This is a genomic window from Thalassobaculum sp. (assembly GCF_040219615.1).
Lineage (GTDB): Bacteria > Pseudomonadota > Alphaproteobacteria > Thalassobaculales > Thalassobaculaceae > Thalassobaculum_A.
The window spans coordinates 26,173-53,171 of record NZ_JAVJSE010000031.1; the positions used below are offsets into that span (position 1 = coordinate 26,173).

The following is a 26,999-nucleotide window of genomic DNA, read 5'->3' on the forward strand; positions in this document are numbered from 1 at the left end:
GTTCCGCCGGATTTCCTAGCCGGTCGGCGGCCCGGCCCGCCGGTCGACGCGTCGGACGTACAGGGCGGCGGCGAGCCCGGCTGCGGCGCAGGCGAGCAGGACGGCGAGAAGGATCGGAATGGCGTCGCCCTCGGTCAGGATCATGCCGGCCGCCGCCGAGACCAGGCCGCCGCCGGCGGCCATCAGCGCGCCGGTCAGGCCAGCGGCACTGCCGGCCAGGGCCGGGTTCACCGACATGGCGCCGGCACTGCCGCTCGGGATGCTGAGGCCGTTGCCGATCCCGAGGAACACGCAGGGACCGAACAGCGCCGCCGGGTGGACCACGCCGGCGAACCAGAGCACGAGGCCGGCCGCCAGCCCGGCGCAGGCGACCAGCCGGCCGGCGATGACCGTGGTGGTGAGCGCGAACCGCCGGGCGTAGCGGCCGCACAGGAAGCTGCCGAGGATGAAGCCGGCGGTGGTGGAGCCCATGGCCAGGCCGAGGGCGGCCGGCGACATGCCGAACGCCGACCGGGCCGCCAGCGGCGCGCCGCCCAGATAGCTGTAGAACGCGCCGACCGCGAATGCCATGCACAGGGCGTAACCCCAGTACTGCCGGGACCGCAGCAGCTTCGGGAGCGCCCGGAACTGCGACCGGATTGTCGCCGACGGCCGGCGGTTGGTCTCGCCCAGGTCGACCCAGCACAACGCCAGAGTCGCCAGTCCCAGGCCGGCGAAGGCCCAGAAACTGGCACGCCAGCCGAAGACCTGTTCGAGGATGCCGCCGAGGGTCGGGCCGAGCAGCGGTGCGACCGCCCAGGCGGTCGTGACGTAGCCGATCACCCCGGCCGCCTCCTCGGGCGGCGAGGTGTCGCGAATGACCGCCAGCGAGACCGCGTAGCCGGCGATCACCGCGCCCTGCAGGAAGCGGAAGCCGAGGAATACCCGGATGTCGGTGGCCAGCCCGCAGCCGATCGACGCCAGGACGAACACGGCGAGGCTGGCCAGCAGGACCGGCCGGCGCCTGTAGCGGTCCGACAGCGGTCCCAGGATCAACTGCAGGACGGCGCTGCTGGCGGCGTAGCCGGCGATCGACAGGTTGACCAGCGTGAAGTCGGCCCGGAGGTCGGCGGCGATCGACGGCAGCGACGGCAGGAACATGCTGATCGGCAGGATCGACACGCCCGAGACGACGATCAGCGTCAGCAGTCGCGGCGGGGTACGGGCGGCGGCGAGCATCGGGCGCTCCGGTGGCGTGCGCGCACAAAAAAACCCCCGGAATGTCGGGGGCGCGCAGGGTGTCGGCAGGTCGACCGTTACCGGTCCCCGGGTCGACTCCCCGCGATAGTGACTACGCGATACATCGCGCGATGCTAGAGGGCATTCCGGCCGCCCGTCAACGGCGACCGGCCCGATCACGACCTTTGCCGGATCGCCGGTCCGATTGTCCTTCCGCCCGCGCGGAACCCGCCGCACCCTCGACGGACCGAGGCCGGTGAAGGACGGAGGCCGGCCGGGAAGGGGAACGCCATGGCGCTGCAGCTTCGCCCGAACTGCGAGTATTGCGACAAGGACCTGCCGCCCGATGCGACGGACGCGCGGATCTGCTCCTACGAGTGCACCTTCTGCGCCGACTGCGTGGATACCAGGCTGCAGAACGTCTGCCCGAACTGCGGCGGCGGCTTCGTCCCGCGGCCGATCCGGCCGGCGACCGACTGGCGCCCCGGCGTGTCGCGGGCGCACCAGCCGCCTTCCGACAGGCGTGTCCATCTGAAGTACCCGCCGGAGGCGGTCGCGGCGCATGCCGCACGGATCCGGGACGTGCCGCCGGAGCGGCGCTAAGACTCGCTCGGCCGGACGACGGTCAGACCGTCTCGATGCCCGAGCGATCGGCGAGGCGCCGGGCGGCGTGCTCGTAGTGCCGGCGGGTGGCAGTGCGGGCCCGCTCGCCGTCGCGGTCCCGGATCGCCACGAAGACCTCGTCGTGCTCGGCCTGAACCCGGTCGCCGATCTCCGACACCATGGCGTTCTTCACCACCACCGAGCGCAGGTTCTCCATCAGCTTGGCGTCGATCATCTGGATGAACTCGACGAAGTACTCGTTGTCCGAAGCCTCGGCGATGGCGCGGTAGAACGCCGCCTCGGCGTCGACCCGGACCTCGGCGGCGTCCATGCCGCCGCCCATGGAGTCCGCGAATCGCTGCAGGGCGGCGGCCATCGCCGCCAGCTGTTCTTCGCTGCGGCATTGTGCGGCGACGGCCGCCGCGTCGGCCTGCACGCTGGTCCGCAGCGCCAGGAGCTTCACCAGCTGCTGGCGTTTGGCGAAGCAGGACGGGCTGATCCGGAACGAGCGCCGGCTCGAGGCCTCCGACACGAAGGCGCCGACACCCTGGCGGGCGGTGATCACCCCGTCGAACTTCAGCAGGGAGATCGCCTCGCGCACCACCGTGCGGGCCACCCCGAACTGGTCCGACAGGTCCATCTCGGTCGGCAGGCGGTCGCCGGCCTGCAGGTCGCCGCGGGAGATCGCCTCGAGGATCGAGGACGCGATCTCGTCCGGCAGTCGGCGCGGTCGCGAGACCCGCTCGAAGATGTCGCTCATGGTTCCGCCCAGCCGCAGCCCCGTCCGAGCGCCGACTGTAGCACAAACTTCATGCCGCGACCGCGCCGCCGGCCGGCCCCGTCCGGGCGCGGGGCCGGGTTTGTCGGTACGCCGGTTCCTGGTCACAATGCCGACCGACCCGCAGGAGGAGCAGGCGACATGACGATCGGATTCATCGGCCTCGGCGGCATGGGCGCCGGGCTGGTCAGGAACCTGGCGACCAAGGGGCAGGCGGTGCGCTGCTTCGACCTGGATCCGGCCCGGATCGACCGGATGGCCGGGTTCGGCGCCGTGCCGGCGGCTTCGGCCCGCGAGGCGGCCGAGGGAGCGTCGGTGCTGGCGCTGTGCGTCACCACCGCCGAGGCGGTCGAGGCGATCCTGTTCGGGCCCGACGGCGTCGCCGACCTGTTGCCGGCCGGCGCCATCGTGCTGGACCACACCACGGTGAACCCCGGGCATGTCGACCGGATGAACCGGCTGTGTGCCGGGCGCGGCCTGCGCTACGCCGAGGCGCCGATGACCCGTACCCCGATCCACGCCGAGCAGGGCAAGGTCAACGTGCTGTTCGGCGGCGAGGCGGCGCTGCTGGACGAGCTTCGGCCGGTGTTCGCCTGCTACGCCGAGAACGTGTTCCACGTCGGTCCGTCCGGGCACGCGATCCGGCTCAAGCTGATTCACAACTACATCGCCTTCGCCAACGTCGCGGCATTCTGCGAGGGCTTCGCGCTGGCCGCCCGCGAGGGTCTCGACATGACCAAGGTGATCGACATCATCTCGGCGGCCGGCGGCAAGTCCGGGATGATGGACCTGTACGGCGAGAAGACCCTGCGACGCGACTTCGCGCCCTATATGTCGCTGGCCAACGCCCAGAAGGACGTGAAGTACTACGCGCGCTGGCTGGAGGAGGCCGGGTTGCCCGGCTTCATGGCGGAATCGGTACACCAGACCTACGCGCTGGCCGCCGCCCTCGGCCATGCCGACGAGGGCTGCACGGCGGTCATCAAGGCCTATGAGCACCTGTCCGGCGTCGAGGCCCGGCTGCCGGACGGGAACGGTTCCTGAGAGGAGGACGACATGACGGACGCTACCGACCTCGGACACCTGCGGCGCTGCGTCGAGCTGGCGCGAGAGGCGCTGGAGGCCGGCGACGCGCCGTTCGGTTCGGTGCTGGTCGCGGCCGACGGCACGGTGCTGGCCGAGGACCGAAACCGGGTCTCCGGCGGCGACCGCACCCGGCATCCGGAGTTCGCGCTGGCGCGCTGGGCGGCAGAGAACATGACGCCCGGAGATCGCGCCCTGGCGACGGTCTACACCTCGGGCGAGCACTGCCCGATGTGCGCCGCCGCCCACGGCTTCGTAGGCCTCGGGCGGATCGTCTATGCCGGCTCGGCCGCGCAGCTGGTGGCGTTGCGTGCCGAGCTGGGGGTGCCGCCGAGCTCGCCGGTCAGTCCGCTGCCGATCCAGACCGTGGTGCCCGGCCTGCCCGTCGAAGGGCCGGTGCCGGAGCTGGCGGCGGAGCTGCGCGACCTGCACCGTCGCTATGCCAAGGGCCAGCGATAGCCGGAGGCGGCCGCGCACCGAGGCTTCACTGGAAGTCTTCCATCTCGTACAGCGGCCGGATCTCGATCTCGCTGGGCCCCGGCATCGGGTTCGGGCAGCGCTTCACCCAGGCGACCGCCTCGTCCATGTCATTGACTTCCCAGAGCCAGAAGCCGGCGACCAGCTCGCGGGTCGCGGCGAACGGACCGTCGATGACGGTCCGGCCGGCCCCGTCGAACGCGACGCGCTTGCCCTCCGAGGACGGCCTCAGGCCGTCGCCGGCCCGCATGATGCCGGCGGCCGCCAGTTCCTCGTTGTACTTGCCCATCGCTTCGAACAGCTCGGGCGGCGGCAGGATGCCGGTCTCGCTGTCTTCCGTCGCCTTTACGATCACCATCACGCGCATCGTCGCTCTCCTCGGATTGGCCGGTCTCGCCGGCTGGATATCGGAACGACGAACCACGAGGCCGGATGCCGACATCGACGGAAGGTTTTCGGGTGATTGTCGCGCCCGGGCGGACGCCGGACGGCCGGCTCAATACTCCGCGTAGATCTCGATGACGTTGTCCTCGGGGTCGCGGAAGAACAGGGTGCGGTGCCGCCAGGACGGCAGGTCGGTCGGCGGCCGCATGATCGGCACGCCCTTGGCGACCAGTTCGCCGTGGCAGGCGTCGACCGCCGGCGGCGGCACCCGGAAGGCGAGCTGGACGGACGCCGATCCGGGGGTCGCCGGGCCGTCCTCGCCGCCGGGCGAGGCGCCGCGCGGCCGCAGGGTCAGCAGGGTGGCGCCGACCCGGAAGCTGACCCAGGTCGGCGAGTCGTGCTCGACCGGGAAGCCCATGACGTCATCGTAGAAGGCGCGGGTCGCCGCCATGTCCCGGCACAGCAGGATGGTGTAGTCGAGATTGTGGATGTCCTTGAGGCTCATGGCGTCCTCGGCCCTCCGGATCGCAGTGTGGGGAGACCCGGAGCATACCCGACATCGCGGGCGCGCGAACGGCCGGCCGCTCAGACCGCCAGATGGTGCAGCCATTCCTCGTAGCGCCGGTCCGGCCCGTCGTCGGAGGCGCCGTGCCGAGCCGGCGCGCCGCGGTAGCGGACATCGCGCGGCGTGACGCCGTAGCGCTGCCGGAATGCCCGCCCGAAGGTGGTCTCGCTGCTGAAGCCGGCCCTGAGCGCGATCTCGTAGATCGGCAGGTGCCGTGTGGGCTCGTCCCGCAGTTCCAGCATCGCCCGGCGCAGCCGGCGGTCGCGGATGTACTGGGCGATCCCGCCGACCGGCTCGAACATCCGGTAGAGCTTGGCGCGCGACATGCCGAGCCGGCGGGCCAGCCAGTCCGGCGTCAGGTTCTCGTCGGACAGCCGGCTGTCGATCAGGCGCCGCGCCGCCAGCATCGAGACGAACGCGACGCCGTTGCCGGTGGCGGGGCCGTCCGGGCCCGACGTGTTCAGGCAGGCGGCGGTGAGCGCGACGGTCGCCGGCACCAGGGCGGCCGCCTGCGCGGCGGTCATGCGCGGCGACAGCCTGGTCAGCGACAGCATGTGGTCCCGTAGCATCGCCACCATCGGCCCGGTCGCCGGCAGGGTCTGCATGTGCCGGTCGTCGGGCGCCACCAGCGCCTCGGCCAGCAGCCCGCGGGGGATGATCAGCGACAGGTTGGTGAAGGTGCCACTGCGGGCCGCCACCGTGCGCGACAGGTCGTAGACCAGCAGCCCGCCGACCGGCTGCTCGACCTCGATCCTGCCGGCGTTCAGGGTCTGCCCGCCGGTCTCGTAGAGCTGGATCATATAGTGGTCCATGCCGTCGCGGGCGATCGTCGATGACGACCGCCGCCATCGCTGGCCGCGGCTGGTGCTCCTGGCCAGCATGATCGGGCCGAACATGCTGGCGTCGACCGCCGCGAAGAAGTCCTCCCGCCGCGTCTCGACGTCGGCGTCGACGTCGAAGATGCAGGAGATGCTCTCCTTCCAGACCTCGTAGCGCTCACGCGCGGGTATGTCGTTGACCGAGAACACCGCCCGCGGCACCGATGCCTCGGCTGGGTTGTCGTCCTGCACTGCGGCGCCACCTCCCCACCACTTGGAGCCGACCGCAAGCATAGCACGACGAGGCGGTTTCCTGAACCACGGCAGCCGGTTACCGCGATCCAGGGCGCCCGCCGGACCTCATCTCCGGCCGGCCGCGGCATTTGAGATGGAATGTCGAAACTCCGAGACGGACCGCAGAGTGCCGGTCCGTCCGAAAGCCTATGTCGGAATCAAGGCAATCCGACGCGAGCCGGTCCCGGACAGGAATCATGGAGACCGGCCGCGTCAGCCCCGGGGAGGGTGGGATGGCAGGGGTCCGAGGGACCGCCGATACGGCATCGAAAGCCACGACGCGCGCCGAGGTACTGATCCTCGATCCCGGCGTCGAGCACGCCGAGGACCTGATGGCCGGACTGCGGCCCGGGGTCGAGGTCCTGCGGCTGACGCCTGGCGGTTGCGGGCTGGAACAGGCGGCGCGGCGACTGGCCGGCCGCCGCGACGTCGCGACGCTGCACGTCGTCAGCCACGGCGAGCCCGGGCTCCTGCTGCTGGCCGGCGACCGCGTCGACCTGCCGGCGCTGGCGATCCGGCACGGGGCGGTGGCCGACCTGGCGGGGGCCCTGGCGCCGGACGCCGTCGTCCTGCTGTACGGCTGCTCGATCGCCTCCGGGCCGGCCGGCCGCCGGTTCCTGGAGTACATGGCGGCCGCGCTCGGCGTGCCGGTTGCGGCCTCGGTCGGCCCGGTCGGCGACCCGGAGCGCGGCGGCGGCTGGACGCTGCGCCGACCGGACGGCGGCCCGGTCGCCGAACCGGCGTTCTCGGCCGCGGCCTGCGCCGCCTATCGGGGTCTGCTCGCCACCGCCGCACTGACCACCGGCGCCGACGCGCCGACACTGTCGACCGGGGCCGACACGGTGACGGCAAGCATTGCCGGTTCCCTGAACACGGGCGACGCCATCGACGGTCTGGGGGGCGCCGACACCCTGTCGATCTCGGCCGCCCAGACGGTCGCCTTCGGGGTCGCCACGCTGGTCGATGTCGAGACCGTGACCATCACCGCCGGCATCCAGTCGATCACCACCCACGACGCGACGGTGGCCAGCGGCCAGGTCATGAGCGTCGACGCCTCCGCCAGCGGCGACGCGGTGGCCTGGACCGGCTCGGCCGAGACCGACGGCCGCTTCGCCCTGACCGGCGGAACCGGTGCCGACACCCTGATCGGCGGGGCCGGGGCCGACACCCTGTCCGGCGGCGGCGGCCGCGACCGGCTGAGCGGCGGCGCCGGGGCCGACACCCTGGTGTTCAACTGCGCCTGCGACGCCCAGGGCGCGACGGTCGACGGCGGCGCCGGTTCCGACACAATCGTCGTCGGGACCAACGCCAGCGTCGACTTCACGGTCGCCGGGTCGATCGCCGGCATCGAGGCGGTGACGGTGCAGTCGGGCGCGACCGCGGTGTTCGCCGACCTGTTCAGCGGCGAGTCGGTGGTCCTGTCGGGCACCGGCACGCTCTACGTCGCGGTGTCGACGGCCACGACCCTGAACGCCTCGGCCTTCGACACGTCCGGGCTGACCGCCGGTACCGCGTCCCTGCAGCTCTACGGCGACCAGCTCAACGACGACGCCGAGACCATCGTGGGGGCCGCGAGCTTCGGGACGGTGGTCAACGCGGCCGGCGGCGACGACGACGTGTCCGGCGGCAGCGGCTCCGACACCATCAGCGGCGGCGACGGCGACGACTACCTCAGCGGCATGGCCGGCGACGACGTCCTGGAGGGCAACGTCGGCAGCGACTTCCTGACCGGCGGGACCGGCGACGACCTGCTGCGCGGCGGCTGGGACGACGACTATCTGTGGGGCGGCGGCGGCGACGACACGTTGAGCGGCGCCGAGGCCGACGACTACCTGTGCGGGGAGGCGGGGAACGACGCCCTGAGCGGCGGCGCCGGCAACGACACCCTGTGCGGTGCAGCCGGGGCCGATGCCCTGACCGGCGGGGCCGGCAAAGACGCCCTGGGTGGCGGCGACGGGGCCGATACCCTGGACGGGGGCGACGGGACGGACACCCTGAGCGGCGGCGCCGGAGTCGACCGATTCGTGGGAACCGACGGCGATGTCCTGTCGGACTGGGCGGCCGGCGAGGTCCTGCAGGTCGCCTCGACCACGCTGACCGCCGCCGGCATCGCGCGGACCGGCGACGCCCTTGCGATCGACCTGGACGGCAACGGCTCCGCCGACGCCACCGTAACCGCCACCGGGCTGGCCGCCGACGCGGTCTTCGGGGTCGCGATCGCCGGCGGCCGGTCGGAGATCACCTATGGGGTTCCGGCGCCATCGGGCGGCGGGGGAGGCGGCGGGGACGATGGCGGCTCGGGCTCCATCGTCGTCGTCGACGCCCCGACCAGCGGCTCGGCGGCCAGCCGCACCATCACCAACACCGGCGCGTCCAGCGGATCGGCGGCGATCGTGCAGAACACCGGCAACAACGGCAACCTGGTCACCGCCACGCTGCCGCCCTCGACAACGCTCACTGCGACCGGGCCCGACGCCGCCCAGACCGGCGATCAGGCGGTGTCCTCCCTGATCTCGGCGATCGAGGCCCGCAACTCCGTCGGCGAACCGACCCTGGTCGCCAATGCCCGGAGCTATCTCGACACGCTGGCCGCGACCACCGCGCTGGACGTCCGCACCATCGTGCCCGGCACGACGGCGACCGCCCTGTCCGAGCCGATCGTCCTGTCCGGCACGGCTAGCCCCGGGTTGTCCCAGTCGGAGGCCTTCGTGCTCGACGTCACCGGCCTGCCCGCCGGATCGAGCGTGCAGGTCGACAACATCGAGTTCGTCTCGATCGTCGGCAGCGCCACGGTGACCGGCGGCGCCGGCGACAACTTCGCGGTCGGCGACGACCGGGCGCAGTTCATCTCGCTCGGCGAGGGCGACGACACCCTGTTCGGCGGTGGCGCCGGGGACACCGTCGGCGGCGGGGAGAACCAGGACGTGGTCTACGGCAACCTCGCCGACGACGTGCTGTACGGCAACCAGGGCCTGGACACCCTGTATGGCGGCCAGGACGCCGACCTGGCCTATGGCGGGCAGCACGCCGACGTGGTCTACGGCAACCGTTCCGGCGACGTGCTGTACGGCAATCTCGGCGACGACACCCTGTATGGCGGCCAGGGCGCCGACCTGCTGTATGGCGGCCAGGGCGCCGACACCCTGGTCGGCGGCATCGCCGACGACACCCTGCAGGGCGGCATCGGCGACGACCTGATCACCGGTGGTGCCGGCGGCGACCTGATCCAGGTCAGCGACGGCGGCGGCCTCGATACTGTCGCCGATTTCGACGGCGCATCGGGCGACCGGGTCCGCCTGGCGTCCGGCCTCAACGGCACCGCGATCGACAGCTTCGCCGACCTGCAGGAAGCCGCCGTCGACGCCGACGGCGGCGTCATCATCATGCTCGGCGGCGGCAACGCCCTGCAGCTGGCCGGCGTGAGCGCCGGCCAGCTGCAGGCCGACTGGTTCGTGTTCGCCTGACCGCCCCGCGTGCGGCGGCTACTCCGCAGTCGGGCGCGGCTGCAGCGGCGGCTTCACGTCGTCGGGGATCGGGCAGACATAGGGCTGCCGCTCCAGCCGGTCGCGATGGTCCTTCCTGGCGCGCGCCAGCAGCACCTCGTCTGTGAACAGCATGCGCGCGGTCGCCCCCATCACCTGGGCGGCGTAGGTCATGCCCTTGTGCGCCGCCGGGGCCTTGCCCTGGGCGGTGATCTGCCAGGTGTGGCCGGGGGTGCCGATGGCGACGGTGGCGACCCGGGCCTGCACGGTCGGCACCGCCCAGGACACGTCGGCCACGTCGGTCGAGCCCATGATGCCGCCGCCGCGCGGGTCGCGCGGGACCACGTAGTCGCACAGCGGCTCGCCGACGCGCGGCTCGATCCCGGCCCGCTGGTAGCTGGAGGCGATGTCGTCTGCCGACAGGGTGGCCTGGATCTGCCGGGCGTAGGCCCGGTCGGCCTCGTCGAACTCGACCCCGCCGAGGCCGTCCATCACGGACTGCATCGCCTCCTCCAGCGGGGTGTTGCCGAGCAGGTTGGAGACCGCCGAGATCACCTGCGGCCGCACCGTGGTCTCGGTCATCAGCGCGGCACCCTGGGCGATCTTCCGGACCCGCTCGATCAGCGCCAGCATGCCTGGCAGGTCGGTGGCGCGAACGGTATAGCGGACCTTGGCGGTGCCCTGCACCACGTTCGGCGCGGTGCCGCCGGCGTCGAGATAGGCGTAGTGGATGCGGGCCGAGCTCGGCATGTGCTCGCGCATGTAGTTGACGCCGACATTCATCAGCTCGACCGCGTCCAGCGCGCTGCGCCCGAGATGCGGCGAGGCGGCGGCGTGGCTGGTCCGGCCGGTGAAGGTGAAGTCGATGCGGGTGTTGGCGAGGCTGTGGGCGCCGAAGATCTGGGTCATCCCGCCCGGGTGCCAGCTGATCGCGGCGTCGACGTCATCGAAGCAGCCGTCGCGCACCATGAACGCCTTGGCGGCGCCGCCCTCCTCGGCCGGGCAGCCGTAGTAGCGCACGCGGCCGGGGGTGCCGGTCTCGGCCAGCCAGTCCTTCAGCGCGCAGGCCGCCAGCAGGGCGGCCGAGCCCAGCAGGTTGTGGCCGCAGCCATGGCCGGCCCCGCCCAAGACCAGCTCCTTCGGCTCGGCGATGTTGGCGACCTGGCTGAGGCCGGGCAGCGCGTCGTACTCGCCCAGGATGGCGATCACCGGCCCACCCTCGCCGGCCTCGCCCAGCACCGCCGTCGGAATGCCGGCCAGTTCCTCGGTCACCCGGAAGCCCTTGGCGCGCAGCACCGCGGTGTGCTCGGCGCAGGACCGGTACTCGGCATACAGCGTCTCGGGCATTCCCCAGACGTTGTCGGACAGGACGATCAGGTCGTCCCGGTGGCTGTCGATGTGGGGCAGGATCGGCTCGATGTTCTGCATGACGGGTTCCGTGGATGGGGAAGGGCCCCGGGCGGGGCGCGACGTGCGGAGAGGAGGACAGCATTCCACAATTGCAGGGCGCGGGGGATGGGATAATCGCGCGGCGCCGTCGGTGCCGGTGCGGCCTCCCGCCTGACCTATGTCATATCGTGTTCCGGCGTTTCGGCCGATAGACGGGCCATGGAGCAGCTCCTGGCCAGCGACGCGCTATCGGACTCCGGCAAGATCATGCTGGGCGGGGCGGTCGTCGGCCTGATCTTCGGCTACTGCGCGCAGCAGAGCCGGTTCTGCCTGCGCTCGGCCTGCATCGAGTTCTGGGGCGGCCAACTCGGGCCCAAGCTGGCGGTCTGGCTGGCGGTGTTCGGGACGGCGCTGCTGGCCACCCAGGCCCTGCTGGCGAACGGCGGGCTCAATCCCCAGGACGTGCGCCAGCTGGCCACGGTCGGCAGCCTGTCCGGCGCGATCGTCGGCGGACTGCTGTTCGGCGTCGGGATGATCCTGGCGCGCGGCTGCGCCAGCCGGCTGCTGGTGCTGTCGGCGACCGGCAACGCGCGGGCGTTGATCGCCGGGCTGGTGGTTACGGTCGCCGCCCAGGCCAGCCTGTCGGGCGTGCTGTCGCCGCTGCGCGAGGCGCTGAACCGGTTGTGGGTGGTCGGCCCGAGTACTCGCGACATGGCGCAGCACCTGCCGGACGGGACCGGCCTGGCGCTCGGGGTCGGCTGCGTTGCGCTCTCCGGCGCCCTGGCCTGGCGCAACCGGGTTGCGGTCCGGACCACGGCGACCGCGGCCGGCGTCGGATTGGCGGTCGGGCTCGGCTGGGCGTTCACCGCGGCGCTGTCGCGGGTGTCGTTCGAGCCGGTGACGGTCGGCAGCGTCACCTTCACCGGCCCGTCGGCCGACACCCTGATGGCGCTGATCGTCCGGCCGGACGTCGTGCCGAGCTTCGGGATCGGCCTGGTGCCCGGCGTGTTCGCGGGGTCGCTGGCGGCGACCCTGCTGCACCGCGAGTTCCGGCTGCAGGGCTTCGACGCCGGGACCGGCACCCTCCGCTACCTGGTCGGCGCGGTGTTGATGGGCTTCGGCGGCATGGCGGCCGGCGGCTGCGCGGTCGGCGCCGGCGTCACCGGCGGTTCGGTGCTGTCGCTGACCGCCTGGGTGGCGCTGCTGAGCATGTGGATCGGGGCCGGTGCCGCCGGGCTGCTGCTGGAGCGGGCCGAAGCGATCGGCCGGCGCGAGACGGCCCAGTTGTGATCTCTCAATAGGTTGCGGCGCCCGGCCGGCGGCGTATAAGCGGTGGCCGCCTGCATCCCGCCATGCGGTCGCGGGATTCCGCATTCATGAAAGGGACGTGCCTTGGCCGACGGGACCGACGACTACGTCTATGACGAGGCGACCGGGGAGTGGCGGCCGGCCGCGGAACTGGCGGCCGCCGGCGACGCCGATCGCCCGGTGGTCCGCGATGCCGCCGGGAACGCCCTGGCCGACGGCGACTCGGTCGTCCTCGTCAAGGACCTGAAGGTGAAGGGCGCCAACCAGACCCTCAAGCAAGGCACGGTGATCAGGTCGATCCGGCTGACCGACAATCCCGACGAGATCGACTGCCGCCACGAGACCATCAAGGGCCTGGTGCTGCGCACGGAGTTCGTCCGCAAGCGTTGACGCGTCTCCGCAGCGGCCGGCTGGCGGCAGCGTGAATTTTCCGTCCGATGTCTTGGCCTCGTCCGGGACGGCGCGCAGAATGCGGCGGAATAGCCGCCGCCCCCAGCCCCGCATCGAGACGGTGACACCATGTTCGAGTCGAAGCCGGCCGACGGCCGCCCGGAAGCCATGCCTCGAGGGGCCGTGCCGCACAGCGCCCACTGGGGCGCGTTCTCGGCGCGCTGGGACGGCAACGACGTCGCGATCGAGCCCTATGCCGGCGATCCGGCACCGTCGCCGATCCTCGACAACTTCCGCGGCGCGCTGCGGCACGAGGCGCGGATCCGCAAGCCGATGGTGCGCCGTGCCTGGCTGGATAACGGCCCCGGGCCGCAGCCCCGGAAGATCGGCGACGCCTTCGTCGAGCGCGAGTGGGACGAGGTCCTCGACCTGCTGGCCGGCGAGCTGGCGCGGGTGCGCGCCGGCTTCGGCGCGCAAGCCATCTTCGGCGGCTCCTACGGCTGGGCCAGCGCCGGGCGCTTCCACCACGCCCAGAGCCAGGTGCACCGCTTCCTGAATGTCGCCTGCGGCGGCTACGTCCGGTCGGTCAACAGCTACAGCGCAGGGGCGTCCGGGGTCATCCTGCCGCACATCATGGGCTCGTTCGAGGGCGTGTCGCGGCGCAACGTCACCTGGGACCAGATCCGCACCCACACCGACGTGGTGCTGGCGTTCGGCGGCATGGCGATCAAGAACTCGATGATCGCCGGCGGCGGCATCAGCGAGCACATCGAGCCGGGCGCGATGCAGGCGGCGGCGGCGCGCGGCACCCGCTTCATCACGGTCGGCCCGCAGCGCGACGACCTGCCGCCGGAGGCGGCCGCCGAATGGCTGCCGATCCGCCCCGGCACCGACGTCGCGGTGATGCTGGCGCTGGCCCACACCCTGCTGGCCGAGGACCGCCACGACCGCGCGTTCCTGGACCGCTACACCACCGGCTTCGAGCCGTTCGCCCGCTACCTGCGGGGCGAGGCCGACGGCCAGGCAAAGGACGCCGACTGGGCCGCCGGGATCTCCGGCGTCGATGCCGGGACCATCCGCGGGATCGCCCGCGCCCTGGTCGCCGGGCGCAGCCTGATCGTGGTCGCGCACGCCCTGCAGCGCGCCCAGTACGGCGAGCAGCCGGTGTGGGCCGCCGCGGCGCTGGCCGCCATGGTCGGGCAGATCGGCCTGCCGGGCGGCGGCTACAACTACGCGCTCGGCACGCTCGGCCACACCGGCCGGCGTAACAACGCGGTGCCGACCCCGACCCTGTCCCAGGGGAAGAATCAGGTCGAGGCGTTCATCCCGGTCGCCCGGATCTCAGACATGCTGCTGAACCCGGGCGCGGCCTTCGACTACAACGGCCGGCGCCTGGAGTATCCCGACATCCGGCTGGTGTACTGGGCCGGCGGCAACCCGTTCCACCATCACCAGGACCTCGCCCGCCTGAGCCAAGCCTTCGCGCGGCCCGACACGGTGGTGGTGCACGAACTGGCCTGGACGCCGATGGCGCGCACCGCCGACATCGTGCTGCCGGCGACCATGACCCTGGAGCGCGACGATATCGGCGCCGCCGGCACCGACCCGCGGCTGGTTGCCATGCGCCGGGTGGCGCCACCGGTGGGCGAGGCGCGCGACGACCATGCGATCTTCGCCGACCTGGCCGAGCGGCTGCAGGCCGGCGCCGCCTTCACCGAGGGCCGCACCGTCATGGAGTGGCTGGCCCATCTGTACGAGCCGACCCGCCGGGCGCTGGCCGAGGCCGGGGCGGAGGCGCCGTCCTTCGAGGAATTCTGGGAGCGCGGCGAACTCGCCCTGCCGCAGGAGCCGGACGACGGCGGCATCCTGCGCAGCTTCCGCACCGACCCTGAGGCCAGCCCGCTGACGACGCCGAGCGGCCGGATCGAGATCTTCTCCGAGACCATCGCTGGCTTCGGCTACGACGACTGCCCGGGCCACCCGGTGTTCATGGCGTCGACCGAGCAGCCGAGCGCGGCCGCGCCCCTGTGGCTGGTCGCCAACCAGCCGGCCACCCGGCTGCACAGCCAGCTCGACTTCGGCGCCCACAGCCAGTCGCGCAAGGTCGGCGGCCGCGAGGTCGTGCGGCTGCACCCGGGCGACGCGGCGGCGCGGGGCATCGCCGGCGGCGACGTGGTCCGGGTGTTCAACGACCGCGGCGCCTGCCTGGCGGCGGCCGAGCTGACCGATGCCCTGATGCCGGGGGTGGTCCAGCTGCCGACCGGGGCGTGGTTCGACCCGGCGCCGGACGGGTCGGGAGTCGGGGCGGGCGACGGGGCGTTCTGCGTCCACGGCAACCCCAACGTCCTGACCCGCGACGTCGGCACCTCGCGGCTGGCCCAGGGCTGCTGCGGCCAGGTCACGGTGGTCCAGTGCGAGAAGCACACCGGCCCGGCCCCGGCGGTCCGCGCCTATGCGCCGCCAGTGGCGGAGGAGGCGCAGGGGCTCGGCCGGCGATGAGCGAAGCGGATCCCAGGATAGAGGCGTTCTTCGCGAATGCCGGGAATTGGAAGGCGGAGCTCGCGGCGCTGCGGGCGATCCTGCGCGATTGCCCGGTGGCCGAGGAGTTCAAGTGGCGCTCGCCGTGCTACACGGCGGCGGGCGGCAACGTGGCGACCGTCTGGGGCCTCAAGGACGCCTGCGCGCTGTCGTTCTTCAAGGGCGCGCTGCTGAAGGATCCCGAAGGCATCCTGGTGGCGCCCGGCGAGAACTCGCGATCGGTGCGCATGATGCGGTTCACCGGGGTGCCGCAGATCGCCGGTCTGAAGGCCGTCATCGAGGCCTATGTCCGCGAGGCGGTCGAGGCGGAGAAGGCCGGCCTGAAGGTGGACCTGCCGAAGGACGACTTCGCCCTTCCGGACGAACTGGTCGCGAAACTGGACGAGGATCCGGCCCTGAAGGCCGCGTTCGAGGCGCTGACGCCCGGGCGCCGGCGGGGATGGGCCCTGCATTTCTCGCAGCCCAAGCAGTCGGCGACCCGGGTTTCGCGGATCGAGAAGGCCGCACCGCGGATCCTCGACGGCAAGGGAATGCACGATCGCTGAGGCCGGGCGGGCCGGACGCCGCCGCCCGACCCGGTCCGAGACGGCCCTATCAGCCCTGCAGCTGCTCCCACATGTCCAGGTCGCGCTGGGCGGTCCAGATCCGGGGGGTGTCGATGCCGCGGGCCTCGTCGAAGGCGCGCGAGACGTTGAACGGCAGGCAGTGCTCGTAGATCGCGTAGTCCTTGAACTTTGCGTCGCAGGCGTCGCGCACCGCGTCCCACGCGTCCTTCAGGCTGCCGCCGCGGGCCGCCACCTGCTGCGCCGGCCGGTAGGTGCTCTCAACGAAGTCGCGGGTCGCTTCCAGGGCGGCGTCCACCATGTCGACCCCGACCAGGGCGTCACCACGGCCCGGGGCGATGGACTTCGGATTGTAGGCCTTCACCGCGTCGAGCGTGCCGCCCCAGTCCTCGAAATGGCCGTCGCCGCAGTAGCAGGCGGAGTGGTACTCGACGATGTCGCCGGTGAACATGACCTGCTCGTCCGGCACCCAGATGACGGCGTCGCCGGCGGTGTGGGCGCGGCCGACCTGCCGGATCTCCACCTTGCGGTTTCCGAGGTAGACGGTCATCGACTCCGAGAAGGTGGTGGTCGGCCAGGTCAGGCCGGGGATGCTCTCGTGGCCCTCGAACAGGCGGGGGAAGCGCTGGAACTCGCTGTCCCAGTCCTCCTGGCCGCGCTCGACCACCATGGCGCGGGCCTTGTCCGACATGATGATCTGCGGGGCGCCGAAGGCGCTGGCGCCCAGCACCCGGACCGCGTGGTAGTGGGTCAGCACCACATGGGAGATCGGCTTGTCCGTCACCTCGCGGACCTTCTCGATCACCTTGTTCGCCAGCCGGGGCGTGGCCTGGGCCTCGACGATCATCACGCTGTCGTCGCCGATGATGACGCCGGAGTTCGGGTCGCCCTCCGCCGTGAACGCCCAGAGGCCCTTGCCGACCTCGACGAAACTGATCTTCTTCTCGGTCAGGTCGTTCTGCGACGCGAATTTCTTGGCCATGCCGTTCCTCTTGGATTCCTAGTGTTTGCTAGCGGGCCCAGTCCGGCTGCGCGACCGCGGGCAGCAACTGCCCGCTGCACTCGCCGAAGCCGATGCGGTACCCGTCGCCTTTAGCGGCGCCGCGCAGGACCAGCGTGTCGCCGTCCTCGACGAAGCTGCGGGTCGCGCCGCCGGCCAGCGCGAACGGCTCCTTGCCGCCCCAGCTCAGCTCGAGCAGCGAGCCGCGGTTCTCCCGGTCCGGCCCGGAGATCGTGCCGGATCCCAGCAGGTCGCCGACCCGCATCGGACAGCCCGACGTGGTGTGGTGGGCCAGCTGCTGGGCCGACGAGTAGTACATCTCGCGGTAGTTCGTGCGGGCGATGACGGTCTCGGTCCCGCCTTCCGGCGTCAGCCCGATCTCCAGGTCGATGTCGTAGAGCCCGGGGCGCGACGGCGTCAGATACGGCAGCAGCGGCCGCTCCGGTTCCGGGGTGGCGGTGCGGAACGGCTCCAGCGCGGCCCTGGTCACGATCCAGGGGCTGATCGTCGTGGCCGTCGCCTTGGCCTGGAACGGGCCGAGCGGCTGGTATTCCCAGGCCTGGATGTCGCGGGCCGACCAGTCGTTGAGCAGCACGTAGCCGAAGATCATCTCGTCGGCGGCGGCGACCGGGACCATGCCTTCCGACGGCTGGCCGACGATCGCCCCGATCTCGAGCTCGATGTCGAACCGCGCCGACGGCGCGAACCGCGGCAGCTCGTCGTTCGGCCCCTTGACCTGTCCCCAGGGCCGCCGCACCGGGGTGCCGGAGACCACCACCGAGGAGGCCCGGCCGTTGTAGCCGATCGGGATCGACAGCCAGTTCGGCGGCAGCGCGTTCTCGGCGCCGCGGAACATGGTGCCGACATTGGTCGCGTGATGCCTGCCGGCGTAGAAGTCGGTGTATTCCGACACCCGGAACGGCATCAGCAGCCGGGCGCCGGCCATCGGGACCAGATGCGGCTCGACCGCCGGGCGGTGGGCCGCGTCGGACAGCAGCTCGGTCAACCGGGCACGCAGCGCCGCCCAGACCGCGGGTCCCGCCGCCATGACGGCGTTCCAGGCCGGCTCGGCGAACAGCGTCGGGTCGAGGCCATGGTGCACCTTGCCGACGTCCAGGATGCGGTCGCCGATGGCGACGCCGCAGCGGGCTCCACCGCCGTCGTCGAACACGCCGTAGGGCAGGTTCCGGATCGGGAAGTCGGTGTCGCCGTTGGCCGAGTCCAGCCAGCTTCGTGTCGCGCTCATTTCACCCCCGGCGTGCCGTCGAACTTCTTCTCGAGATCGACCCAGCAGTCGATGTAGTCGTCCTGCAGCGGCGCCTCGTTGGCGGCGAAGGCCGTGAGATGCTGCGGGAAGCGGGTCTCGAACATGAAGCTCATGGTGTTGTCCAGCTTGTGCGGCTGCAGCTCGGCATTGGACGCCTTCTCGAACGCCTCGCGGTCGGGCCCGTGCGGCAGCATCATGTTGTGCAGGCTCATCCCGCCCGGCGCGAAGCCCTGGGGCTTGGCGTCGTACTGGCCGTAGATGTTGCCCATCAGCTCGGACATGACGTTCTTGTGGTACCAGGGCGGCCGGAAGGTGTTCTCCATCACCATCCAGCGCTCGCGGAACAGCACGAAGTCGATGTTGGCGGTGCCCGGCACGCCGGACGGCGCGGTCAGCACCGTGAAGATCGACGGGTCCGGGTGGTCGAACAGGATCGCGCCGATCGGGCAGTAGTTCTTCAGGTCGTATTTGCAGGGCGCGTAGTTGCCGTGCCAGGCGACCACGTCGAGCGGGCTGTGGCCGATCTCGGTACGATGGAACTGGCCGCACCACTTGACGGTGACAGTCGACGGCGTCTCGCGGTCCTCGTAGGCCGCGACCGGGGTCTTGAAGTCGCGGCGGTTGGCCATGCAGTTCGCGCCGATCGGCCCGCGGCCCGGCAGTTCGAACTTCTGCCCGTAGTTCTCGCACACGAAGCCCCGGGCCGGACCCTCCAGGACCTCGACCCGGTAGACCAGGCCGCGCGGGATGATCGCGATCTCCTGCGGCTCGACGTCGATGATTCCGAGTTCGGTGCAGAACCGCAGCCGGCCCTCCTGCGGGACCACCAGCAGCTCGCTGTCGGCCGAGTAGAAATACTCGTCCACCATCGAGGCGGTCGCCAGGTAGACGTGGCTCGCCATGCCGACCTGGGTGTTCACGTCCCCGGCCGTCGTCATGGTGCGCATGCCGGTCAGCCAGGTCAGCGTCCCGTCGCCGTGCGGAACCGGGTTCCAGCGATACTGGCCGAGCGAGATCACGTCGGGATCGATGTTCGGCGCCGACTTCCAGTACGGCAGGTCGATCTTCGCGAAGCGGCGGGTGTGCTTGACCGACGGGCGGATGCGGTAGCACCAGGTCCGCTCGTTCTGGTGGCTGGGGGCGGTGAAGGCGGTGCCCGAGAGCTGCTCGCCATACAGGCCGTAGTTGCACTTCTGTGGGCTGTTCATGCCCTGCGGCAGGGCGCCCGGCAGCGCCTCTGTCTCGAAGTCGTTGCCGAACCCGGGCATGTAGGCGTCGGTGTGGCCCGCGCTCGCAGGGCCGACCGACCGGCCTCGCACGATCTCCTGGTGATTCATGAGACGCGTCCCTTCCTTCGAAGCTCGTATTCATTCGAAGCTCGTATTCAGGCGCCGGTCGCCCAGCGCCGGTATCGGTGCTGCCCTAACCCTATCCGATATCGCTTGCCACAGAAGAGTTGATTAGCTAATGGCGAATTGATTTGCAATATGCGAAATTCAGAAACCGCCGGACCTGGGACGGCGGGTGCATGAGACAGGAAGGATCGAGGATGGCCCGAGAGACCCATGACTGCGATGTGCTCGTCGTCGGCTCCGGCGCCGGCGGGCTGGCGTCGGCGGTGTCGGCCGCCCATCGTGGCCTGAAGGTGCTGGTGGTCGAGAAGGAGCCGGTGTTCGGCGGCACCACGGCGCGGTCGGGCGGCTGGATGTGGGTCCCGAACAACGCCCCGGCGGCGCGCGCCGGCGTGGTGGACAGCCTCGACAAGGCGAAGGCCTACCTGAAGCACGAGACCGGCGCCCATTTCGACGAGGCGCGGGTCGATGCCTTCCTGGAGGCCGGCCCGAAGGCGGTCGAGTTCTTCGAGCAGCAGACCAGCCTGCAGTTCGACCTGGGTCCGACCTTCGCCGACTACCACCCCGGCGCGCCCGGCGGCATGGACGGCGGCCGGTCGATCGTCGCGCGCCCGTTCGACGGCCGCGAGCTCGGCGGCGAGATCAGGCGGCTGCGCCCGCCGCTGTCGGAGATCACCTTCCTCGGCATGATGATCGGCTCGGGCAAGGAGCTGCTGCACTTCTTCAACGTGATGCGCTCGCCGGTCTCGGCGTTCTTCGTGGCCAGGCTGTTCGTCAAGTTCCTGCGCGACATGGCGTTCCATGGCCGGCCGATGCGACTGATGAACGGCAACGCGCTGGTCGGGCGGCTGGCGAAGTCCTGCTTCGACAAGGGCGTGCCGATCTGGACGCGGGCCGCCGTCAGGCAGCTGATCCGGGACGACCGGGGGGCGGTGGTCGGCGCGCTCGTGGAGACCGTCAAGGGCACGGTCGAGATCCGCGCGGCCAAGGGCGTGGTGCTCGCCGCTGGCGGGTTTCCCCAGGATCCGGTCCGTCGCAAGGCGCTGTTCGGTCACGCCGGCAGCGGCCACGAGCATGCCTCGCCGGCGCCGCCGGGCAATACCGGCGACGGTCTGCGCCTCGGCGAGGCGGTCGGTGCCGGCATCGACACGGACCTGCCGAACGCCGCCGCCTGGGTGCCGATCTCGCGCCCGCTGCGCCGGGACGGCACGCTCGGGACGTTCCCGCATTTCGTCGACCGTTCGAAGCCGGGGGTGATCGCGGTCACGCGCTCGGGCCGGCGCTTCTGCAACGAGGCCGACAGCTATCACGACTTCGGCCAGTCGCTGACCCGGCGCATCGCCGAGGAGGGCGGCGAGATCTGCGCCTTCTTCGTGTGCGACCACCACGTGCTGCGGAAATACGGGCTGGGCCATGTGAAGCCGGCCCCGGTCCCCTATGGCCGGCACATCCGGACGGGCTATCTGTTCCGCGGCGAGACCCCGGAGGCGCTGGCGCGCGAGATCGGCGCCGACCCGGAGCGCTTCGCCGAGACCATCCGCGCCTACAACGTCGGCGCCCGCAACGGCGAGGACCCGGAGTACGGCCGCGGGACCACCTCCTACAACCGCTCGCTCGGCGATCCCGAGCACAAGCCGAACCCCTGCGTGGCGCCGCTGGAGCAGGGGCCGTTCTACGCGGTCAAGGTGGTGATGGGCGACCTCGGTACCTTCGCCGGCCTGCGCTGCAACCAGCACGCCCAGGTCCTGGGCGAGGATGGCCGGCCGATTTCCGGCCTGTACGCCGCCGGCAACGACGCCGCCAGCATCATGGGCGGCAACTACCCGGGCGGCGGCATCACCCTCGGCCCGGCCATCACCTTCGGCTACATCGCCGCCCGCCACATGTCCGGCGCCAACGCGTGAGCCGCCGCCGATGACGAGCGACCAGAGGGGCATCCAGTCGGTCGAGGTCGGCGGCCAGCTGCTGCGCGCGCTGGCCGACGGCGACGGGCCGATGATGCTGCGCGACCTCGCCAGGAACGCCGGCATGTCGGCGGCCAAGGCCCATCCGTATCTCGTCAGCTTCATGCGGATCGGGCTGGTCGAGCAGGACAAGGCCAGCGGCCGCTACGAACTCGGTTCGCTGGCGCTGCAGATCGGTCTGGCCAGCATGCGCCGGCTCGATCCCGTGCGGGTCGCGGCCGGCCTCGTGGCCGAGCTGGTCGACCGCATCGGCCAGACCGCGGCCCTGGCGGTGTGGGGCAACCACGGCCCGACGGTGGTCCGGATCGAGGAGGGCGCCAGCGCGATTCACGTCAACATGCGGGTCGGCAGCGTGATGTCGCTGCTCGGCACGGCGACCGGCCGGGTGTTCGCCGCGTTCCTCCCCCCGAAGCTGATCGAGACCTTTCTCGATTCCGGTGTCGGCCGGGCCAGCGTCGGCGACGACGCGGCGGGCCGCATGACGCGGCTGCAGGTCGAGGCGGCGGTGACGGAGGTCCGGGAGCGGGGGCTCGCCCGGGCGGTCGGGTCGCCGATCCCGGGGGTCAACGCGTTCAGTGCGCCGGTGTTCGACCAGGCGGGTTCGATCGCGCTGGCGATCACCGCCATCGGGCCGGCCGGGACCTTCGACGCGGGCTGGGACGGCCCGATCGCCCAAGACCTGCTCGCCTGCGCCCGGACCGTGTCGGCGCGGCTCGGCCATTCGCCGCGGGCGTCGCGGCAGGGCGGTGTTCCCCAGGGCGGCCCGATATAGGGCGGTCCGGTCGGCGCCATTGTCAGTGAATTGCGCCTCTGCTCTTCTGCGGTGCAACTCACCGGCGAACCGTGCCGGTTCGACCACCACAGGAGGGAGGCATGGTCCGGTTGCTTCGCCCGATCGTCGCCGCAGTCGCGGTCATGCTTGCCGGAACCTGGCATCCGGCCTGCGCCGCCTCGCCCCCGGAACAGCGCAACGACGGCTGGGCGGTTGCGACGCCGGAGACGGCAGGTTTCGATCCGGCGGCGCTGCAGGCGCTCGCCGAAGACATCCCGCGTGGCGGATACGGCAACATTCACGCCGTACTGGTCGAGCACGACGGCCGGCTGGTGTTCGAGCGCTATTTCCAAGGATCGGACGAATCGTGGGGACAGCAGCTCGGCACCGTCCGGTTCGGACCTGACCACCTTCACGACCTGCGCTCGGTCACGAAGAGCGTCACCACGCTGCTGCTCGGGGTCGCGCTCGGCGGTGGCTACGACCAGGCGCTCGACGCGCCGGTCACCTCTTACTTCCCGGATATCGAGGGCCGCTTCGGCGAAGGTGCCGACCAGGTGAAGCTGCGCCATGTGCTGACCATGACGGCCGGGCTTCAATGGAACGAGATGAGCGTGCCGTACACCAATCCGGACAACGACGAGGTCCGGATGTCCGGCGTGCATGACCCGGTCGCCCTGGTGCTGGGCCGGCCGGTTCAGGAGCCGCCCGGCACGCGCTGGAGCTACAACGGTGGGCTTACTCAGGTCGTGGCCGGCCTGATCGAGCGGCGCACCGGGAAGAAGCTGCGGGCGTATGCCGACGAGGTCCTGTTCGCTCCCCTCGGCATCGTGACCTATGAGTGGCGCGGCGCACGGAAATGGGGTGTGGGCGGTCCGCCCAGCGCCGCTTCGGGCCTGCGGCTGCGGCCGCGCGACCTCGCGAAGATCGGCTCGCTGGCTCTCAATGACGGCGTCTGGCAGGGCCGGCAGGTGGTGCCGGCCGAGTGGATCGCGCTGATCCGGCAGCGTGCGGTCGAGACTATCCCGTGGGTTCCCGACGGCACCTATGGCTACGGGTTCATGTGGTATTCGGGACGGCTGAAGGACGGGTCGGATCTCGAGGTGTTCGGCGCCAGCGGCAACGGCCAGCAGCGGCTCTACGTCGTTCCGGCCCGGCGCGTCGCGGTGACGGTGCTCGCGGGCATGTACAACCAGCGCTCGAAGGGGGAAGTGGAACGGCTGTTCCGCCAGGTCCTGGCGGCCCAGCAGGTCGTGCGCTGAGCGCGGTGGCACAGGCCGCGAAGTCCGGCCGGCGCCTCTACCCGGAGGCACGCGCCAGGAGCGAGACGTCACATTCCCGCACCGTCCCTGGCGTCATCCGGCCCCGGCGTCCTCCAGGATCATGGCGGCCGCCTTCTCGCCGATCATGATGGTCGGCGCGTTGGTGTTGCCGGAGGTCAGGGTCGGCATGATCGAGGCGTCGGCCACCCGCAGCCCCGCGACGCCGCGCACCCGCAGCCGGGCGTCGACCACGGCGCCGTCGTCCCGGCCCATCCGGCAGGTCCCGACCGGGTGGTAGGTGGTCTCGGCCGCGCGCTTCACCCAGTCGACGATCTCGTCGTCGCGCTCCCGGTCCGCCCCGGGGGCGATCTCGGTCACGCCCAGCGGCGCCATCGCCGGCGCGGTCATGATCGAGCGGGCGATCCGGATCGCCTTCACCGTCAGCTCGGCGTCGACCGGGGCCGACAGGAAGTTGAAGCGGATCGCCGGTGCCGCCCGCGGGTCGGCCGAGGTCGCGTGCACCGAGCCCCGGCTCTCGGGGCGCATCGGATGGGCGTAGCAGGCGAAGCCGCATTGCCGCGACAGCACCGGGCCGTTCGGCCCCGGCTCGGTCAGCATCGGGATCCAGCCGAGCAGCAGGTCGGGCGCCTCGAGCCCCTCGCGCGAGCGCAGGAAGGCCCGCATCGGCGCCCCGACCATGCCCAGCATCCCGCCGCCGTCGAGTGCGTAGCGGATCGCCTGGCGGACCAGGCCGAGCCCGCGGCCGGCATCGTTGTAGGTGACCCCGGGGGCGGCCACCGCCCAGCGGGTGCGCGGGGCGTAGTGGTCGCGCAGGTTCTCGCCGACGCCCGGCAGGTCCAGGCGCACGTCGATGCCGAGGCCGCGCAGCCGGTCGGCCTGGCCGATGCCCGACAGCTCGAGCAGCTGCGGCGAGTTGATCGACCCGGCGCTCAGCACCACCTCGCGGCCGGCCCGTGCCGTGACCGACCGGCCGCCGACCGCGTAGCGCACGCCGCTGCAGGCGATGCCGTCCAGGGTCAGGCCCTCGACCAGGGCGCCGGTCTCGATGCGCAGGTTGCGGCGCTTGCGCACCGGGTCGAGATAGGCGCGGGCCGTGCTCACGCGCCGGCGCGAGGCGATCGTCGCCTGGCTCATGGCGATGCCGTCCTGGCTCGCCCCGTTGTAGTCCGGGTTGTGCGCGATGCCGCGCTGGCCGGCGGCGGCGATCAACGCCCGGTACAGCGGCGCATCGGGCCGGGGGTCGGTCACCCGCAGCGGGCCGTCGCGGCCGCGCAGCGCATCGTCGCCGCCGCCCTCGTAGCGTTCCATGCGCCTGAAGTACGGCAGCACGTCGGCATGGCTCCAGCCGGCGTTGCCCATCTGCGCCCAGCCGTCGAAGTCCTGCGCCTGCCCGCGCACGAAGGCGAGGCCGTTGAGCGCGCTGGAGCCGCCCAGCATGCGGCCGCGCGGCACCGGGATGCGCCGCCCGGCGGTGCTCGGCTCGGGTTCCGAGGAGTACACCCAGTTGACCGTCGGGTCGGCGATCATCCGGGCGTAGCCGACCGGGACATGGGTCCAGGGATGGCCCGCCGGTCCGGCCTCCAGCAGCAGCACGGAAATGCGCGGATCGGCCGACAGCCGGTTGGCGACGACGGCCCCGGCCGACCCGGCGCCGACGACGATGTAGTCGTAGCTGTTCATCTTCCTCGGCGCCTTCCCGACCTGGCCTGCGGGAATTGTTGCAGGGGCGGCGGCGGCAGGGGAAGAGGCGGCGGATCGGGCCGGCACGAGCTCGGTTCCGGCGGGTCGTTCGACGCAGTAGACTCGGTGTCCGTGAGCCACCGGGCCGCCGGTGGCATCCACGCAGGTCAGGCAACCGGACGGTGGAGACATGGGACACGCCCCCTGGTGGCAGCGCGGCATCGTCTACCAGGTCTATCCGCGGTCGTTCCAGGACTCGGACGTCGACGGGGTCGGCGACCTCAAGGGCATCCTGCGCCGCGTGGATTACTTCGGCTGGCTCGGCGTCGACGCCGTCTGGCTGTCGCCGATCTATCCGTCTCCCATGGCCGACTTCGGCTACGACGTGGCGGACTACCGCGGCATCGAGCCGGTCTTCGGGACGCTCGACGATTTCTCCGAGCTGGTGGCCGCCCTGCACGGCCGCGGGCTCAAGCTCATTCTCGACCTGGTTCCCAACCACACCTCCGACCGGCATCCCTGGTTCGTCGCGAGCCGTAGCGGCTGGAGCGACCCCAAGCGCGACTGGTACATCTGGCGCGACGCCGCGCCCGACGGCGGGCCGCCGAACAACTGGCTCAGCACCTTCGGCGGCAGCGCGTGGGAGTGGGACGCGGCGACCGGCCAGTACTACTACCATGCCTTCGCCCGCGAGCAGCCGGACCTGAACTGGCGGAACCCCGCCGTTCGCAGGGCGGTCTACGATGCGATGCGGTTCTGGTTGGACCGCGGCGTCGACGGCTTCCGGGTCGACGTCATGTGGCATCTGTTGAAGGATCCGGCGTGGCGGGACAATCCCCCCAACCCCGCCTATGACGGGTCCCAGCCGGAATTCCAGCGTCTGCTGGAGGTGAACACGACCGATCAGCCCGACGTGCACGAGATCGTGGCGGAGATGCGCGCGCTGATCGACGAGTACGACGACCGCGTGCTGATCGGCGAGATCTACCTGCCGATCGAGCGCCTTGTCGCCTACTACGGCCGGGACCTCGCGGGCGCGCATCTGCCGTTCAATTTTCAGCTCATCCTGACGGCCTGGGACGCCGGCCGTATCGCCGGCCTGGTCGAGCGGTACGAGGCGGCCCTGCCGGCAGGCGCCTGGCCCAACTGGGTCCTGGGAAACCACGACAAGCCGCGGATCGCCAGCCGGGTCGGCCCGGCGCAGGCGCGGGTCGCGGCGATGCTGCTGCTGACCCTGCGCGGCACGCCGACGCTGTACTACGGCGACGAGATCGGCATGCGCGACGTGCCGATCCCGCCGGGGATGGTGCACGACCCCTGGGAGAAGAACGAGCCGGGCATGGGCTTCGGCCGCGATCCCCAGCGCACGCCGATGCAGTGGGACGCCTCGGCGCTGGCCGGCTTCACCACCGGCACGCCGTGGCTACCGCTTGCGGACGACCGCGCGGCCTGCAACGTCGAGGTGCTGTCCAACGACGCGGGGTCGATCCTCGCGCTCTACCGACAGCTGATCGAGCTGCGCCGCACCAGCCCGGCGCTCAGCCTCGGCACCTACCGGACGGTGGCGGCGGAGGGCGGAGTGTTCGCCTACGAACGCCGGTACGACGGCGCCTCGATGCTGGTCGCGCTCAACTTCGGCGACCAGCCGGACCGTCGGATCGAACTGCCGCCCGGCGACCGGCCGGGCCGGGTGCTGGCCTCCACCCATGGCGACCGCCAGGGGGAGACGGTTGCCGGCGCACTGACCCTGCGCCCGGACGAGGGGGTTATCGTGTCGCTGACCGGGTGAAC

At 71.6% G+C, this 26,999-nt stretch carries 22 protein-coding genes; 12 read left to right on the forward strand and 10 right to left on the reverse strand.

Features of this window, described 5'->3' with window-relative positions; all coding sequences use genetic code 11:
* Positions 1-15 precede the first annotated feature (15 nt).
* Positions 16-1,218, reverse strand: a complete 1,203-nt coding sequence (locus RIC31_RS16615; protein WP_350110056.1) for a multidrug effflux MFS transporter — start codon at positions 1,216-1,218, stop codon at positions 16-18.
* Between the two features lie 291 nt (positions 1,219-1,509).
* On the opposite strand from RIC31_RS16615, the gene RIC31_RS16620 reads away from it, so the two are divergent.
* A complete protein-coding gene (locus RIC31_RS16620; RefSeq protein ID WP_350110059.1) occupies positions 1,510-1,821 on the forward strand; it encodes a DUF1272 domain-containing protein in 312 nt (103 codons plus the stop codon).
* 22 nt (positions 1,822-1,843) lie between these two features.
* Here the strand turns inward: RIC31_RS16620 and RIC31_RS16625 are convergent, their stop codons facing one another.
* Positions 1,844-2,581, reverse strand: a complete 738-nt coding sequence (locus tag RIC31_RS16625) for a FadR/GntR family transcriptional regulator (protein WP_350110062.1) — start codon at positions 2,579-2,581, stop codon at positions 1,844-1,846.
* Between the two features lie 159 nt (positions 2,582-2,740).
* On the opposite strand from RIC31_RS16625, the gene RIC31_RS16630 reads away from it, so the two are divergent.
* The gene (locus RIC31_RS16630; RefSeq protein ID WP_350110065.1) at positions 2,741-3,643 is read left to right on the forward strand and encodes an NAD(P)-dependent oxidoreductase; all 903 of its coding nucleotides are present in this window, start codon (positions 2,741-2,743) and stop codon (positions 3,641-3,643) included.
* Positions 3,644-3,655: 12 nt separating this feature from the next.
* On the forward strand, positions 3,656-4,141 hold the full coding sequence (locus RIC31_RS16635) for a nucleoside deaminase (protein ID WP_350110068.1): 486 nt from the start codon (positions 3,656-3,658) through the stop codon (positions 4,139-4,141).
* 25 nt (positions 4,142-4,166) lie between these two features.
* Here the strand turns inward: RIC31_RS16635 and RIC31_RS16640 are convergent, their stop codons facing one another.
* The 3 genes from RIC31_RS16640 to RIC31_RS16650 all read right to left on the reverse strand — a co-directional run bounded on the left by RIC31_RS16640 (position 4,167) and on the right by RIC31_RS16650 (position 6,178).
* A complete protein-coding gene (locus tag RIC31_RS16640) occupies positions 4,167-4,526 on the reverse strand; it encodes a YciI family protein (RefSeq protein WP_350110071.1) in 360 nt (119 codons plus the stop codon).
* A 129-nt stretch (positions 4,527-4,655) separates the two neighbouring features.
* Positions 4,656-5,048 carry a VOC family protein gene (locus tag RIC31_RS16645; RefSeq protein WP_350110074.1) on the reverse strand — a complete coding sequence of 131 codons (393 nt, stop codon included), beginning with the start codon at positions 5,046-5,048 and terminating at the stop codon, positions 4,656-4,658.
* An 80-nt stretch (positions 5,049-5,128) separates the two neighbouring features.
* On the reverse strand, positions 5,129-6,178 hold the full coding sequence (locus RIC31_RS16650; protein ID WP_350110077.1) for a helix-turn-helix domain-containing protein: 1,050 nt from the start codon (positions 6,176-6,178) through the stop codon (positions 5,129-5,131).
* 275 nt (positions 6,179-6,453) lie between these two features.
* Here RIC31_RS16650 and RIC31_RS16655 point away from each other — a divergent pair, with 275 nt between their 5' ends.
* Positions 6,454-9,684, forward strand: a complete 3,231-nt coding sequence (locus tag RIC31_RS16655) for a DUF4347 domain-containing protein (RefSeq protein WP_350110080.1) — start codon at positions 6,454-6,456, stop codon at positions 9,682-9,684.
* Between the two features lie 18 nt (positions 9,685-9,702).
* On the opposite strand, the gene RIC31_RS16660 is transcribed toward RIC31_RS16655, so the two are convergent.
* Positions 9,703-11,130, reverse strand: coding sequence for a M20 family metallopeptidase (locus RIC31_RS16660; RefSeq protein WP_350110083.1), 1,428 nt, complete (start codon positions 11,128-11,130; stop codon positions 9,703-9,705).
* Between the two features lie 180 nt (positions 11,131-11,310).
* On the opposite strand from RIC31_RS16660, the gene RIC31_RS16665 reads away from it, so the two are divergent.
* From RIC31_RS16665 to RIC31_RS16680, 4 genes are all read left to right on the forward strand, one after another.
* Entirely contained in the window at positions 11,311-12,381 is a 1,071-nt protein-coding gene (locus tag RIC31_RS16665; protein ID WP_350110086.1) for a YeeE/YedE family protein, read from the forward strand.
* Between the two features lie 102 nt (positions 12,382-12,483).
* The gene (locus RIC31_RS16670) at positions 12,484-12,789 is read left to right on the forward strand and encodes an alkylphosphonate utilization protein (protein WP_350110089.1); all 306 of its coding nucleotides are present in this window, start codon (positions 12,484-12,486) and stop codon (positions 12,787-12,789) included.
* Positions 12,790-12,918: 129 nt separating this feature from the next.
* Entirely contained in the window at positions 12,919-15,288 is a 2,370-nt protein-coding gene (locus tag RIC31_RS16675) for a molybdopterin guanine dinucleotide-containing S/N-oxide reductase (RefSeq protein WP_350110092.1), read from the forward strand.
* A complete protein-coding gene (locus RIC31_RS16680) occupies positions 15,285-15,872 on the forward strand; it encodes a YdeI/OmpD-associated family protein (protein WP_350110095.1) in 588 nt (195 codons plus the stop codon). The genes RIC31_RS16675 and RIC31_RS16680 overlap by 4 nt, the downstream gene beginning before the upstream one ends.
* Before the next feature lie 49 nt (positions 15,873-15,921).
* On the opposite strand, the gene RIC31_RS16685 is transcribed toward RIC31_RS16680, so the two are convergent.
* Genes RIC31_RS16685 through hmgA form a run of 3 tightly spaced genes read right to left on the reverse strand, consistent with a single transcriptional unit; the run spans position 15,922 to position 19,494 of the window.
* Positions 15,922-16,872, reverse strand: a complete 951-nt coding sequence (locus RIC31_RS16685; RefSeq protein ID WP_350110098.1) for an MBL fold metallo-hydrolase — start codon at positions 16,870-16,872, stop codon at positions 15,922-15,924.
* Between the two features lie 28 nt (positions 16,873-16,900).
* A complete protein-coding gene (gene fahA / locus RIC31_RS16690) occupies positions 16,901-18,136 on the reverse strand; it encodes a fumarylacetoacetase (protein WP_350110101.1) in 1,236 nt (411 codons plus the stop codon).
* Entirely contained in the window at positions 18,133-19,494 is a 1,362-nt protein-coding gene (hmgA, locus tag RIC31_RS16695; RefSeq protein ID WP_350110104.1) for a homogentisate 1,2-dioxygenase, read from the reverse strand. The genes fahA and hmgA overlap by 4 nt, the downstream gene beginning before the upstream one ends.
* 212 nt (positions 19,495-19,706) lie before the next feature.
* On the opposite strand from hmgA, the gene RIC31_RS16700 reads away from it, so the two are divergent.
* From RIC31_RS16700 to RIC31_RS16710, 3 genes are all read left to right on the forward strand, one after another.
* Positions 19,707-21,413: an FAD-dependent oxidoreductase gene (locus RIC31_RS16700; protein ID WP_350110107.1), complete on the forward strand. Its 1,707-nt coding sequence runs from the start codon at positions 19,707-19,709 to the stop codon at positions 21,411-21,413.
* A 10-nt stretch (positions 21,414-21,423) separates the two neighbouring features.
* A complete protein-coding gene (locus tag RIC31_RS16705; protein ID WP_350110110.1) occupies positions 21,424-22,245 on the forward strand; it encodes an IclR family transcriptional regulator in 822 nt (273 codons plus the stop codon).
* A 101-nt stretch (positions 22,246-22,346) separates the two neighbouring features.
* A complete protein-coding gene (locus RIC31_RS16710; protein WP_350110113.1) occupies positions 22,347-23,507 on the forward strand; it encodes a serine hydrolase domain-containing protein in 1,161 nt (386 codons plus the stop codon).
* Positions 23,508-23,600: 93 nt separating this feature from the next.
* Here RIC31_RS16710 and RIC31_RS16715 read toward each other — a convergent pair whose 3' ends face one another.
* Positions 23,601-25,208: a GMC family oxidoreductase gene (locus RIC31_RS16715; RefSeq protein ID WP_350110116.1), complete on the reverse strand. Its 1,608-nt coding sequence runs from the start codon at positions 25,206-25,208 to the stop codon at positions 23,601-23,603.
* A gap of 190 nt (positions 25,209-25,398) precedes the next feature.
* On the opposite strand from RIC31_RS16715, the gene RIC31_RS16720 reads away from it, so the two are divergent.
* Positions 25,399-26,997: an alpha-amylase family glycosyl hydrolase gene (locus tag RIC31_RS16720; protein ID WP_350110119.1), complete on the forward strand. Its 1,599-nt coding sequence runs from the start codon at positions 25,399-25,401 to the stop codon at positions 26,995-26,997.
* Positions 26,998-26,999 lie beyond the last annotated feature (2 nt).

Bases quoted from the DNA above. Each gene is read 5' to 3' on its own strand.
- RIC31_RS16635 (WP_350110068.1), top strand. From the start codon at position 3,656: ATGACGGACGCTACCGACCTCGGACACCTGCGGCGCTGCGTCGAGCTG.
- RIC31_RS16685 (WP_350110098.1), bottom strand. From the start codon at position 16,872: ATGGCCAAGAAATTCGCGTCGCAGAACGACCTGACCGAGAAGAAGATC.
- RIC31_RS16680 (WP_350110095.1), top strand. From the start codon at position 15,285: ATGAGCGAAGCGGATCCCAGGATAGAGGCGTTCTTCGCGAATGCCGGG.
- RIC31_RS16625 (WP_350110062.1), bottom strand. From the start codon at position 2,581: ATGAGCGACATCTTCGAGCGGGTCTCGCGACCGCGCCGACTGCCGGAC.
- RIC31_RS16715 (WP_350110116.1), bottom strand. From the start codon at position 25,208: ATGAACAGCTACGACTACATCGTCGTCGGCGCCGGGTCGGCCGGGGCC.
- RIC31_RS16660 (WP_350110083.1), bottom strand. From the start codon at position 11,130: ATGCAGAACATCGAGCCGATCCTGCCCCACATCGACAGCCACCGGGAC.
- RIC31_RS16630 (WP_350110065.1), top strand. From the start codon at position 2,741: ATGACGATCGGATTCATCGGCCTCGGCGGCATGGGCGCCGGGCTGGTC.
- RIC31_RS16615 (WP_350110056.1), bottom strand. From the start codon at position 1,218: ATGCTCGCCGCCGCCCGTACCCCGCCGCGACTGCTGACGCTGATCGTC.
- RIC31_RS16705 (WP_350110110.1), top strand. From the start codon at position 21,424: ATGACGAGCGACCAGAGGGGCATCCAGTCGGTCGAGGTCGGCGGCCAG.
- RIC31_RS16710 (WP_350110113.1), top strand. From the start codon at position 22,347: ATGGTCCGGTTGCTTCGCCCGATCGTCGCCGCAGTCGCGGTCATGCTT.
- RIC31_RS16620 (WP_350110059.1), top strand. From the start codon at position 1,510: ATGGCGCTGCAGCTTCGCCCGAACTGCGAGTATTGCGACAAGGACCTG.
- RIC31_RS16675 (WP_350110092.1), top strand. From the start codon at position 12,919: ATGTTCGAGTCGAAGCCGGCCGACGGCCGCCCGGAAGCCATGCCTCGA.
- RIC31_RS16645 (WP_350110074.1), bottom strand. From the start codon at position 5,048: ATGAGCCTCAAGGACATCCACAATCTCGACTACACCATCCTGCTGTGC.
- fahA (WP_350110101.1), bottom strand. From the start codon at position 18,136: ATGAGCGCGACACGAAGCTGGCTGGACTCGGCCAACGGCGACACCGAC.
- RIC31_RS16700 (WP_350110107.1), top strand. From the start codon at position 19,707: ATGGCCCGAGAGACCCATGACTGCGATGTGCTCGTCGTCGGCTCCGGC.
- RIC31_RS16640 (WP_350110071.1), bottom strand. From the start codon at position 4,526: ATGCGCGTGATGGTGATCGTAAAGGCGACGGAAGACAGCGAGACCGGC.
- RIC31_RS16655 (WP_350110080.1), top strand. From the start codon at position 6,454: ATGGCAGGGGTCCGAGGGACCGCCGATACGGCATCGAAAGCCACGACG.
- hmgA (WP_350110104.1), bottom strand. From the start codon at position 19,494: ATGAATCACCAGGAGATCGTGCGAGGCCGGTCGGTCGGCCCTGCGAGC.
- RIC31_RS16720 (WP_350110119.1), top strand. From the start codon at position 25,399: ATGGGACACGCCCCCTGGTGGCAGCGCGGCATCGTCTACCAGGTCTAT.
- RIC31_RS16665 (WP_350110086.1), top strand. From the start codon at position 11,311: ATGGAGCAGCTCCTGGCCAGCGACGCGCTATCGGACTCCGGCAAGATC.